The organism is Psychrobacter sp. UBA2769 (assembly GCF_002352555.1).
Classification (GTDB): Bacteria; Pseudomonadota; Gammaproteobacteria; order Pseudomonadales; family Moraxellaceae; genus Psychrobacter; species Psychrobacter maritimus.
Map to the genome: position 1 here is coordinate 231,446 of NZ_DEIR01000020.1, position 13,841 is coordinate 245,286.

5 protein-coding genes are annotated in these 13,841 nt (G+C 43.9%); 4 read left to right on the plus strand and 1 reads right to left on the minus strand.

Annotation, left to right across the window (positions count from 1 at the left end; translation table 11 throughout):
* Positions 1-31 precede the first annotated feature (31 nt).
* Both B3Q63_RS10095 and B3Q63_RS10100 read left to right on the plus strand, forming a co-directional pair.
* Positions 32-3,985 (plus strand): AAA family ATPase, encoded by a 3,954-nt coding sequence (locus B3Q63_RS10095; protein ID WP_296176235.1) that lies wholly within the window; start codon positions 32-34, stop codon positions 3,983-3,985.
* 54 nt (positions 3,986-4,039) lie between these two features.
* Positions 4,040-5,095 (plus strand): WG repeat-containing protein, encoded by a 1,056-nt coding sequence (locus B3Q63_RS10100; RefSeq protein WP_296176237.1) that lies wholly within the window; start codon positions 4,040-4,042, stop codon positions 5,093-5,095.
* A gap of 125 nt (positions 5,096-5,220) precedes the next feature.
* Here the strand turns inward: B3Q63_RS10100 and B3Q63_RS10105 are convergent, their stop codons facing one another.
* The gene (locus B3Q63_RS10105; RefSeq protein WP_296176238.1) at positions 5,221-10,110 is read right to left on the minus strand and encodes an NAD-glutamate dehydrogenase; all 4,890 of its coding nucleotides are present in this window, start codon (positions 10,108-10,110) and stop codon (positions 5,221-5,223) included.
* 484 nt (positions 10,111-10,594) lie between these two features.
* On the opposite strand from B3Q63_RS10105, the gene purD reads away from it, so the two are divergent.
* The gene (gene purD / locus B3Q63_RS10110) at positions 10,595-11,920 is read left to right on the plus strand and encodes a phosphoribosylamine--glycine ligase (RefSeq protein WP_296176283.1); all 1,326 of its coding nucleotides are present in this window, start codon (positions 10,595-10,597) and stop codon (positions 11,918-11,920) included.
* A 499-nt stretch (positions 11,921-12,419) separates the two neighbouring features.
* A complete protein-coding gene (locus B3Q63_RS10115) occupies positions 12,420-13,829 on the plus strand; it encodes an ABC1 kinase family protein (protein WP_201565014.1) in 1,410 nt (469 codons plus the stop codon).
* Positions 13,830-13,841 lie beyond the last annotated feature (12 nt).

The following is a 13,841-nucleotide window of genomic DNA, read 5'->3' on the forward strand; positions in this document are numbered from 1 at the left end:
TAACTGCTCTATATAAAAATAAGACTTGCCCATGCGACTGATTGAACTACGACTTAAAAACTTAAACTCCCTAAAAGGCGAATGGCACATTGATTTTAGTGATCCTGCTTTTCTAAATGAAGGGATTTTTGCCATTACTGGGCAGACGGGCGCTGGCAAGACCACCATCTTGGATGCTATTTGCTTAGCCTTATATAGTCAAACGCCAAGATTGGGTGATATTACTGGCTCAACGAACGAGATCATGACCCAAGGTACGGGTGAGTGTTCGGCAGAAGTTATCATCGAAATAGATTCCAAACGCTACCAATGCTACTGGTATCAACATCGCGCCCACAAAAAAGCCAAGGGCAATCTATTACCGATTAAGCATGAGATTAGTGAGGTTAAAACCGGTAAGATTTTAGAAGAGAAAAAGTCTAAGACATCAGCCTATATTCAAGACCTAATTGGCATGGATTTTAATCAATTTACCCGCTCCATCATGCTCGCACAGGGCAGTTTTGCCGCGTTTTTAAAGTCAGATATTGGCGATAGAGCAGCGATTTTAGAGAAAATAACGGGTACTGCTATCTATGCCAAGATATCGTTAAACGTCCATGAAAAGAAACGCTTTGAGGAAGAAATACTGGGTCAGCTACAAGCGGGCGTTAATAGCTTATCGTTATTAAGTCTTGAAGATGAAAAGCTACTGGCAGCAGAGCTACAGACCCTTAATCAACAGCAAAGCAAGCAGCGAAAAACTTTCAAAACCCTGAGCGAGCAGCTGCAGTGGCTGGATAATGTACAGCAGCTACAGCAAAATATATTAACTTATCAAAATGATTTTGCATCGGCTCAGCAGGCTCAGCAAGCCTTTACTCCAGAAGCGCAGCGCCTAGATATTGCTAATAAAGCCTTGGAGATTGATAGTCAATTTCGAGAGCTTAGCTATAGCCGAGAGTCGGTCAAGAGGTTGGGTTTCGAGCAGCAAGATTTGCTTAATAAGATTCCAACACAGCAAGAAGCGCTGGCACAAGCCACGACCCATTTAGATAATATCAATACCATTGAAAAGCAAGCTACGGACAATCTGCAGACCACCTTACCAATCATTGCAAAAACGCGCGAGTTGGATGCTGAAATAAAACAGCAATCCCATTCTTTGGCAGACGATAATCAACATAAAGACGTCTTAGTCAATAATACGCAACGATTACGCCAAGAAATAGCCAGCCATGGACAAACAGAACAAGAGACGAAGTCTCAGCTTAGCAGTATAGAAAAATATTTTAGCGATTATGAAGAGCTAAACGATCTCGATACAGATATGGCGACCTTTGATAGCAGCTGTACCCGATTAAAGGCGCTGCTAGAAGATAATGTCAGCTTAGCGGCGGATAAACTTGCGCATGACAACCAATCAAGCCAGCTACAAGCTCATTTCGATAAGCTCTCTAAGCAGCAAGATGCTGATAAATTGTTAATAACTGAGCAACGCGAGCAATTGGTCAGCGTACAACAGCAGCAAGCAGCACTTATTGAAAAACAGTCGCTAACTAGTATGCGCAGCGAGCAAGAACAAATCGATCAGATCAACACTCAGATTGCGCAAGCCAGCTTTAAGCTACAGCAGCTATACGATCTTGCGAGCCAAATCGAAAAGACCAATCTCTCGCTGCCCACGCTAACCGAGGAACTAACGACCTTAGCAGGATTGATTGCTAGTCATCAATCAGATATTCAAGACACTAAGCTCAAGAGGCAAGAAAAACAAGAGCATCTGAATTTACTACAAAAGGTCGCTAAGCTTGAGGACTACATAACAGAGCTAGAAGATGGCTTGCCCTGCCCACTTTGCGGTGCGCATGAGCATCCTTATGGCAAACATCATCCATTATTAGACAATAGTCATACTGATGATGACAATGCCAAGAAAAACCAGTCGTCCACAATAAAACAGACTAAGACGCAACAAACTCAGCAGCAAATAGCTGAACTAGAAACCGTTATTGATAACCTTGAGCAGGCTTTATCAACATACAATATCCAATATGCCACCAAGAAAGAGACGCTTAACAACCAAGAGCAACAACTAGCGCCGCTACAGCAGCAATCCGAAATCTTACACGGCGATATTCAGTCGTACATAGCCTCATTATTTGAATCTAAAAAAAATTATTCTGAAGCAATCACAGTAATTATCAATCCTCTTAATAATATAAAAGATGATATTAATGCGATTATCACGAATATAGACCACTGCTTATCCTTATTAGACACCGCCAAACACAACCTCACTGAACATAAACAGTCTCTTAAAACCATAGTGGTCGAATATGAGCACCTAATTGAAAGTGCTACAAAGCTTAGTACTGCTATCGAAACCGATGAAAAGCAGCAACAGGCACTTAGTCATGACATTAATAATCTAACCACTGACATCAAGCTTAACTCGCAGAAGCTTGATGGTATAAAAGATAAGATTGCCGCTAATTTCTCGGAGTTGGCGCCCCTGATGACCACCGTTTCATCTCTAACGCATAAATACCCAGCGAATAAATATAAAGATTATTTAACTACAGCGCTCAACACGGCAGACTTATCTGATGCACTTAAGCAATTGGGTAATAGTTTTGATGAGCAAACGATAATAGACAGCGCAGACTATGACCGTCATATTGAAAAACTGCGTCAACAGCGCAGCGCTTTAAACCAGCTAAAACGACAATTTAATGAGCAGAAAGATAGCCAACAGCAGCTAACCAATAGCTTAAGCAGTTTGACCGCGCAGATTGAAACCAAGCAAGCACAGCTTAGCAATGATGAAGCAGCGCTCAAAGAGTTAGAGAACTTAGTTGCTCATAAAACCAATGCGATCCAACAATTAAAGCAAGATAGAAAAGAGATTTTTGCAGATAAAGATACAGACAATGAAGAAAATAAATTACGCCGTGCGGTTGATGAGGCTAAAGCCAAGCAAGTAGTAGCACAAAGGCAGCTAGACACTGTACAGCAGACTCTAGAGCAATTAACGGCTAGAGAACAACAGCTAGACACAGAGCTACAGGCGGCGATGTCTACACTGAATACGCAGCAAAGCACCTTTACTAACTTGCTCGCAGAGTCACAGTTCGTAGATGAAGCTGCTTTTGTGAGTGCCCGCCTGCCTAAAGAAGAGCGTGAGTCACTACAGACACGTAAATTAGCGATTGATAATGCATTGCATCAAGCTAAATTACAGCTGGATAGCACCCAGCAAGCATTAGAGCAAAAACTTGCCAATCCTATGACCGATGAAGACCGAGAAATACTTGCTGGCCAGCACCATCAAATACAAATAGATATTGATGAGTTAAGTCAAAAAATCGGTGCGATTGACCAAAAGCTTAAGGATAATGATAGCCAAAAAGGCCAACAAGCGGCACAGCTGATTGCTATCAATGAGCAAAAACAGAAGCTACAAGTTTGGCAACAGCTACATACGCTCATTGGTTCCGCTGATGGCAAGAAATACCGTACCTTTGCCCAAGGCTTAACGTTTGAAGTCATGATTAGTCATGCAAATACGCAATTGCAAAGAATGAGTGACCGTTATTTACTCATTCATGATGATAGCAATCCCCTTGAGCTTAATGTCATCGACAACTATCAAGGCGGCGATATTCGTAGTACCAAAAATCTCTCCGGCGGTGAAGGCTTTATTATCAGCTTGGCATTAGCGCTCGGACTATCACAAATGGCCAGTCACAACATCCGCGTCGACTCGCTATTTTTAGACGAAGGCTTTGGCACGCTTGATGAAGAGTCGCTTGATATTGCGCTCGATACCTTAACCAGCTTGCAGCAAGAAGGTAAACTCATTGGCATTATCTCGCATGTACAGGCATTAAAGGATCGTATCCTAACCCAAATCAAGGTCGAAAAACTTTCTGGCGGCTTTAGCCAAATCAGTGGTCAAGGCTGTCGCCGAGTTGTCAATGCTACCAATGAAAAAGTCTCGTAAGTTAAGACTGTCGTTAAGTCAGTTAATAAAAGATATGGTAATAAGGAAATAGCGATGACCAACAAATTAGCGCTCTTAACATGGGTATCTATTTTATCTATTGGTATGGTTAGTACTATCACCTCTGCCCACGCTACCATCAGCTGTGCCGGTTACTTACCCAATAGCTATTTTGAGCGTATTGAAAACAATAAGCCTTTTGCTGGCAAGTTGGTCGAACAAGCCGATGGCATGCAGCAATTACAAGAGTTAAATGGCAAGGTGTTACTAGACAATCTTACCGATGCTTATATATTGATGGACACTTATGTGCTTGCCAAACAGCACGGCAAATACGGCGTTATCAATGCCGCTGGCAAGATTATCGTGCCTTTTGAGTATGATGAAATTCAAACCGAACCTGATATTGCGACCAGCTTTATCGTCAGCCTTAAGTCATTAGATGATGCCAGCAACGCCACCAAACAAGGTATTATCAATCGTCATGGGGACTGGATTTATAAGCTGAGTGACGCTCATATCGAGCACGCGCACTATGATTCCGATTATGACCAAAATTTCTTTATAGTGGCTAAAAATAATGGTCTGACGGGATTGCTCGATGATAGAGGTTACTGGGCTATAAGACCGCAATATGATGCGATTAATCCGTTAAATGCTTGTACAGGCGAGCCTCTATATCTACAAGTTAGCCTGCAAAACAAAACCGCGCTGATTGACCAAAACAATGATGTCATCATTCCACTTGCTGCCAATCAACATATCGAAGCATTTAATGCTTCCGCCAAGCCGTTGCTTTTTTTGCGCAGCAGCTTAGTTGCTGGTAGCAGCGCTAATGGCATGAGCGAAGATATTCAAGACGATATTGTTAGCGCCCAAATTATTGATGCCAATGGTAAGTTAATCCTCACATCAGACGCACCGATTAGAAAGCTGCTATATCATCAGCTCTATACTTATAAACAAGCGGGCAAATTTGGCATTGTTAATGATAAAGGCAATGTGATACTAGAGCCCCAGTTTGACAGTTATCGTGATGATGCGAATGAAGTATGGGTTGAAAAGAATGGTAAAATGCAGCGTTTAAATACTTTCATAAAGTTAGAGTAGTACTTTTATCATTTTTATTGCTCCTATTTTATTATGCCTATTTATCATTTGAGCATTAGAAAATAAAAAACCACCGTTACTTATAACGGTGGTTTTTTTAATCAATCGATGTGCCTATTTGCTCACTATTTAGTTACGAGGCCACTAAGCTCACTCATTAACACCGATAATGTCGATAAGCCGATAGCACTTTCATCATTGCTATCCAATTTTTGCATCTCTGCCGTGACGGCGTCAAGCTGGCTGGCATGACGTGATTTCCAGTCATTAAAGGCCTGCTTAGCATCAGCTTGCGTCAACAAGGTATCCATCAGCATGCGCAAACTGCGCGAGACTTCGTTGACAAGGGCGTGACGCGCACGGCGATCCCAGTGATCTTGCTGCGGCAAGGTGGCGATATTATCCATCATCCAATCTAACTGTAGGACGTGATAGGCCTCAAAGTATAAAGTCGCAATCTCATCAACTGGGCGCTCATACTGCTCAGCCAATAGCGCGGCATCTAGGGCATCGACATGGTAAGGCAACATCGCAAACATCGCCGCATCATTAGCAGAAAGATCATCTGCCATCAAGCTTGTGGTATCTTCTTGCAAGTATTCTGAGAATTGCTGCTCGATAAAGCCACCTGCTTTGGTCAATTTCTCGACACTGTCCTCAAAGCGATTGATCATATCGGCAACTTGCAAATCTTGACCAAAGGCATTGATAAACCATACCACGCCATTTTCGAGTGCATCACGCAGACGCAGCTCAAGCTCAAGCAGCAAGGTCGCATCAACTTGATTATCCAGCGACTCAAGCAAATCCCATGCTTTTGACACATGGAAGACGTCACGGGAAATCGCATAACCGCGCGCAATGGTGGCAAGCGTTTGTCCTGTTTCTTCATGTAGGCGGAATAACGCTTCGATACCCAGACGGTTCACGATGCTATTGGTCAAATAAGTACTGATGATTTCACGGTGCAAGCGATGTTCTTTCATCTCATCAAAGAAGCGTGATGCCAGCTCATCAGGGAAATATTGACGCAGCTCATTGACGAAGTACGGCGCATCAGGTAAATCTGATGATAATAAATGATCATATACCCACATTTTGCCGTAAGCCATGACGATTGCCAGCTCAGGATTGGTGAGGCCTGTGCCCGCTTTTTGGCGTTTGGCAATCTCTTCATCGGATGGCAGATATTCAATCGCGCGGTCAAGACGACCTTCGGCTTCTAACATTTGAATAAAGCGTTGATGGTCACTTAAGTTCGCCGCGGCGCGCAGATGACTAAGCTCAAGCGCTTGCGGTTGTAGATAGTTTTGGCGTAGCACCAATTCAGCGACCGTGTCGGTCATAGACTCTAACAACTCATTACGCTGCTTTAACGTCATGTCGCCTTGCTCGACCACTTTACCCAGTAAAATCTTGATATTTACTTCATGATCTGAGCAATTGACGCCGCCTGAGTTATCGATGGCATCGGTATAAATGCGACCACCCGTTTGTGCGTATTCGATACGCCCTTGTTGAGTAAAGCCTAAGTTGCCACCTTCGCCAACGACTGCCGTACGCAGCTCACCACCGTTAACGCGCACGGCGTCATTAGCGCGGTCACCAACATCGGCGTGACTCTCATTGGCACTTTTTACATAAGTTCCGATACCACCATTCCAAATCAAATCAACAGGCGATTTTAATAGCGCACTGATTAGCTCATTGGGCGCAAGGCTATCTTCACTGATATCAAATAGCGCTTTCATCTCAGGGCTAATCGCAATGGTTTTATCTTGACGTGAAAAGACGCCGCCACCTTGACTGATAAGCGATTTTTCATAGTCGTCCCACGTCGAGCGCGGCATTTCAAACAAACGCTCACGCTCGGCATAAGATGCGGCAGTATCTGGGTTTGGATCAATAAAGATATGCAAGTGGTTAAAGGCTGCGACCAGCTTGGTATGAGTAGATCTGAGCATACCGTTACCAAATACGTCGCCGCTCATATCGCCGATACCAACGACGGTGAAATCATCACGGTTTTGGATGTCCATACCGCGCATACGGAAGTGACGTTTGACTGATTCCCAGCCGCCGCGTGCGGTGATACCCATGGCTTTATGGTCATAGCCGACCGAGCCACCTGAGGCAAAGGCATCGTCAAGCCAGAAGTTATACTCGCTTGATAAAGCATTGGCAATATCTGAGAAAGTAGCGGTACCTTTATCGGCGGCGACCACTAAATATGGGTCGTCTTCATCATGACGCACGGTGTTGGCTGGCGGGACAATTTGACCATCAACAATATTATCAGTAACGTCAAGCATACCGCGCAGGAACGCTTGATAACAGGCAATTCCTTCTGCTTGGAAAGCTTCACGACCATCGGCCATGGTTTTGGTCTTAACGATAAACCCACCTTTCGAGCCAACCGGTACAATCACCGCGTTTTTGACCATTTGCGCTTTGACCAGACCGAGTACTTCGGTACGGAAATCTTCCATACGGTCTGACCAACGCAAGCCACCACGAGCGACTTTGCCGCCGCGCAAATGTACCGCCTCGACACGTGGCGAGTAGACAAATATCTCAAACATCGGCTTAGGTTTTGGTAAGTTTGGAATGTCTGCCGCTAAGAATTTAAACGACAAACGGTCTTTACGTTGCCCATCCGCTTCTCTTTGATAAAAGTTGGTACGTACCATGGCATTAATCAAGTCCAAATACCAACGGAAGATACGGTCTTCATCTAAGCTACTGACACCGGCCAATGCGGTGGTAATTTGCGCTTGAATTTGACTGGTCTTGCTGGCACGTTCCTCAGTACTGTATATAGGATTCATCCGTGCATCAAACAGCTCGCCCAGTGCGACGCTAATAGCGCTGTTTTTTACTACGGTTTGCTGAATATAAGCACTAGAGAACGGGGCTTTTGCTTGCATCATATAACGCGACAAGGCTCGCAGTACGACCACATCATAAGTGTCTAATCTGGTGGTCAATACCAACTCATTAAACGAGTCACTCTCGATACGCCCTGCCCAAATTTGCTTTAGGCTGTCTTCAAACTGCGCGCGTACTACTTGCATATCGATGGTATCGACATGCTCCAATACCAGCTCATACTCTTGCATCCAAATCGACTGCTCTGGCAAATCAAACTCATAGGTTTGCGCTGAGATGACCGATACGCCAAAGTTTTCTAGCACCGGTAATACTTTTGAGAGAATGACAGGGTCTTGGCGACCGTACAGCTTTAGATGTAGCTGATTGCTGGCATCGCCCGTTGACTGATATAAATGCCAAATCATGGGCTGCTCATCACTCAAGCCTGCCAGACGTTTGGTATCTTCAACCGCTGTACGCGCATCAAACCGTTCTTGATAAGCCGCAGGAATATAGCTTAAAAAGCGGCGCATTAAGGCATTGGCTTGCTGCTCGCCCACATTATCAAGCAGCATTTTTTGATAATGATCGCTCCATGACTGCATCAGCGCCGACAGCTTATCTTGTAGCGCCGCCGTATCGACTTCATTTACTTGACCAGGGACTGTGCGCACATGCACATGAACGCGGGCGTGTTCTGACTCGTTAAATTCCGTCGTAAAGCCCGATGACATACCACCATAAGCGTCTTTTAGGACATTTTGTACTTTAATACGCAGTTCGGTATTGAACTTATCGCGCGGGATATACACCAAGCAGGACACAAAACGCTGATAATGGTCGACGCGGCTAAATAAACGTAAGCTCTTCTTGTCTTGCAATTGGCTAATGCCAGATACGATAGGATATAACTCTTCGACGCTGGCTTGAAACAGATCATCACGCGGTAAAGAATTGATCACGTGCATCATTTTATGATAAGCGTGACCGTCACGCGGTAAATCTGCCATCGCCATGATTTTATTGGCTTTTTCACGCAGTAGTGGAATCTGCTGTACACTGAGCTGATAGGCCTGAGCGGTAAAGAGCCCAATAAAGCGATATTCACCAATCAATGTGCCATTAGCATCAAACTTATGAATACCTAAAAAATCCATATATACCGGACGATGCACCGGTGACACACGGCTTGATTTAGACAACATCAATATACGTGGCTCAGTGAGTAACTTTTTGAGGTTACTTGGCAGCTCATCAAAGCTCTTTGATAAAGTATCTTCACTACCGCCGCGCAATAGCCCAAGACCACTATCGCCAATGGCATACAAGTCTAAATTGGCATTGTCATTATTTTTGTGGCTGATTTTATGGTTACTTGTATCGCTCTTATTATTCACAGCGTCATGTATATTAATGAAGCTGCCGCCCTCTAAGCGGTATTCGCGATAGCCTAAAAAGATAAAACGATCTTCTAATACCCAATCCAAAAACGCTTGAATCTCTTGCTGCGAATAAAACACTTCTGGTAAATTTTGACCGGCCAGCTCCGCCTTTATATCCGTCAGCTTGGCACGTATCTTTTGCCAATCATCAACGACGACATCAAGGGTATCTATTTTTGTGAGCAGCATTTGTTGTAGCGCCGCCAACTCATCATTGTTTTGATAAGCAATTTCACAATGAATCAAAGACATTTTTGAGGTGTCGCTTTCATGCGCGCTTTCGATATGGCTAATGTTGCCATTTTCATCGCGCTCAACACTCACAATGATATTATAAGTACGATGGACATCGATACCTTCCGCTTCCAGACTCATCAAAAGCGTATCTACTAAAAAGGGTCTATCGTAAGCGACTATTTGAATAACGGTATGAGAGCTATGAAAATGCTGCTCTTCAGCTATTGGGTTTAAAATAGCGAGCTGCGGCTGACTGCCATCATAGGCCTTTAGGAGAGTAAAGTGATGTAGCGCCATCCCTGCCAAATCAATATTGCTGATATCTTTGGCGGCTTCTTGGTGCAGGCTTTGGTAATAGCTATGAATAAAATGGTCAAATAATGATTTGTCCTGTTGCACATAACTGGTGGCAATATCGCTTATCTGGCTGATCCGCTCTTTTGCGATATTTAGGGTGTTAGGCATATCCATTGTCCTTTGTTATAAGTTTGTTGTTCTCGTTTCTTCTATGAATGAGTTATTTCTACTGACGACTTATTTAACATAGCTAGCCGGTTTAACATGACACTTAGCTATCTGGTATACAGTTAATTTCCCCTTTTTTAATATTTTATTTAACATTTATTGGCATTCCATGACTTAAATAGCATAAATAGCCATTTTCTGGTCTTTATTATCTCTAGTCTTTACTACTGCCAATCTATCAAAGTGTAACGCACCTCAGCCCATAGCTAAAGCGTACAACATCATTTCATGAATCACGAAGATGTCGATAACCTTTAATAATGAGACAATACCATCCTAATGTAGTCTAATACTTGCTGGCAGGTGGATACTCATGACAATCACAGCGTTTTTTTGTTAGAATACCGCACTATATTGAACCGTATTTTACTGGCTCAATACTCACTCAATATTATGACTTTTAATGCTAAGGGCAAGACGTATGATGAATATTTTGGTGATCGGCTCAGGTGGTCGCGAACATGCACTAGCATGGCAGTGTGCAAAAGACGATAACGTACAAAACATCTATGTTGCACCCGGTAATGCTGGCACTGCCCTTGAAGCTAAATGCCAAAACGTCCTGTTAGAAGATGCAGCCGACGCTGACGAACACAGTGCGGTCATCGAATTTTGCCAAAATAACGCTATCGACATGGTGATTGTTGGTCCAGAAGCGCCATTGGTAACGGGTATCGTCGATGCTTGCTGTGCAGCTGGCATCAAAGCATGGGGTCCAACTGCTTATTGTGCGCAGCTCGAAGGCTCAAAAACTTTTGCTAAAGAGTTTATGGCGCAAAATAATATTCCAACGGCTGCCTATCAAGGATTTACGGACGCTACTGCTGCTAAAGCCTATATCGATGAGCAAGGCGCGCCGATTGTTATCAAAGCCGACGGTCTTGCTGCGGGCAAAGGCGTTATCGTCGCTGAAACCATCGAGCAAGCGCATGAAGCGATTGACGATATGCTTGCTGACAATAAATTTGGTGATGCTGGTAGCCGCGTGGTCATTGAGCAATTCTTGCAAGGTGAAGAAGCCAGCTTTATTTGCATGGTAGATGGTGAAAACATCTTACCGATGGCAACCAGCCAAGACCATAAGCGTGCTTTTGAAGGCGATACTGGGCCAAATACTGGCGGCATGGGTGCTTACTCTCCAGCGCCAGTCGTCACTCAAGACGTTCATAACAAGGTGATGGCACAAGTTATCCAGCCTGTTGTTGATGCGATGAAAGCTGCCGGTCATCCTTATACTGGATTTTTATACGCTGGGCTGATGATTGATGATGCGGGCGACCCGTATGTGATTGAGTTTAACTGCCGTTTTGGCGACCCAGAAACACAGCCTATTTTAATGCGCTTGCAATCATCGATGGTTGATTTGGTCGCACTAGGGTTAGAGGGTAAATTACCAACCGAAGCCAATTGGGATGAGCGCCCTGCTCTAGGTATTGTCGTTGCTTCAAAAGGCTATCCTGAAACCTCATCAAAAGGTGATGTGATTACAGGCTTACCAGAATTAGATAGTGATAATAAAAAATCGGTAAAAGTCTTCCATGCTGGCACGGCTTTCTCTAATCAAGATGCGCTTAGCAATGAGAAAGAAGTCGTGACCAACGGCGGGCGTGTATTGTGCGTGACGGCATTGGCTGACACTATCTCTGATGCACAGCAAGCAGCATTGACAGTGACGGGCGCGATTAGTTTTGATGGTTCGCATTATCGCCGTGATATTGGTCACCATGCGATTGCTCGCGAAAACGTTTAATAAAGCGGAGCTGATTTAAACGTTAGATTTTAAAGCTCCGTTTTAAAAGATGCGTTTTAAAAGTTTTGCTTTAAAAGATGCGTTTTCAAACCTACAGAGTTTTTATAATGATTCGACCTAGTGTAGCGCTAGGTCGTATTTTTTTGACCGCACTTTTACTTAACTTTTTTAATCTATTTTTTAACGACCGTCTTTTAATAGGTTGTTTTTGAAGCACTTGCTTTTAAAAATCTATCTTTGACCGCTTAGTGTTAGAATAGTCATCAGAGTAAAGCGCCGCCAGATTTTTAGTGACTTAACCTATCAGTAGGATGAGCCGCTAATCGCTGTACCCATTAAAAGTCATGTTTTAGCTTACAAAGTAAGTGACAGCCTAAGCTCACGCGCCTCAAACTACCTCCCGTTATATGATACAATTTTGTACCAGTACGTCGCATCTCCCTTGTATTGTCGGTTTTGAACCCGCAAATCAATAGCAACCAGATGAATGATTATATTTATGGCAAATGATACTTCTAGACCTTCTAATAATAAGCAGTCTAATAACAGACAATCCATCGACAGCCTAAAAACGTCAGGGTTTGAGCGTCGGATGTCTATTGCTAAAACCTCCTTAAATATTGGTCGTCGTTGGGCAGGTAATAGTGTGTCTGGTATGTTTTTGGACAAAGAAGCTCGTACGGCACGTAATCAAATTTTTATGGAAGAACAGGCCAACTATCTGGCAGAAGAGCTGGGTAAATTAAAAGGGTCGGTGGTAAAAATTGGTCAAATGCTGGCGATTTATGGCGAGCATATACTGCCACCCGAAATCACGCGCGCCTTGCAAACGCTCAATGATGATACGGCAACTTTAGCGTGGCCGAAAATCGAGCAGACATTACAGCAGTTATTGGGCGCAAAATTAAATGAGCTTGACGTCGACCCTATTCCTATCGGTACCGCTTCCCTCGCCCAAGTTCATCGCGCAACCGTATTGGCAACGGGCGAACAAGTGGTGTTAAAAATCCAATACCCTGGTGTGGCGGATGCCATCAATTCTGACTTGGCTTTATTCAAGCGTTTATTAAAAGTCAGTAATATCGTGCCGCAGACACGCGCCCTCGATGCTTGGTTTGAAGAGATACGCGACCTGCTACATCATGAAGTTGACTATGAAGCGGAAGCGGCGACCACAGAGCGTTTTTATGAGCGCTTATTTGACGACCCGCGTTATATCGTTCCCAAAATTAATCGCACTTATTCAACCAAGCGCTTGTTATGCATGTCTTATGAGCCAGGTATTACCGTTGTCTCTGAGGCGCTGCAATTATTGCCGCATGAGCGCCGCAATGCCATAGGGCAAGCGGCCATCGAAATCATGATGCAAGAGATTTTTGTTTGGGGCGAGATGCAGACGGATCCAAACTTTGGTAATTACCTCGTTCGTGTCGCTACTGACGAGCACGAAATCGATAAACTGGTGCTGTTAGATTTCGGAGCCATTCGCCAATTCGATAACAACCTACTGACGATTGCGCACGGGTTATTGCGCGCCGGATATCGTCATGACCATCAAGCAATGAAACGTGCCATGACCGGTTATGATTTCTTTGATAGCATGAGTGATAAAGTCCGTTCCGATATTGCCTCATTGTTTTTATTGGCCACCGAACCTTTTAGTGACCCGGCATTGAATCCGGATATTCCTCTTGATTGTTTGGATGAGCAGCAGCGTTATATTTGGGCAAACAGTAAATTGCATACTCGCCTCTCAAACGATGCGACGCGAGCAATGCAGTCTTTCGAGTTCAATCTGCCGCCTAAAGAATTTATGTTTATCAGCAGAAAATTTATCGGTGCTTATACGTTTTTGACAGTGCTAGATGCGCATACGGATTCTAATAAACTGGTAAAGCCTTTTTTGTAAGGTGAGAAAGTG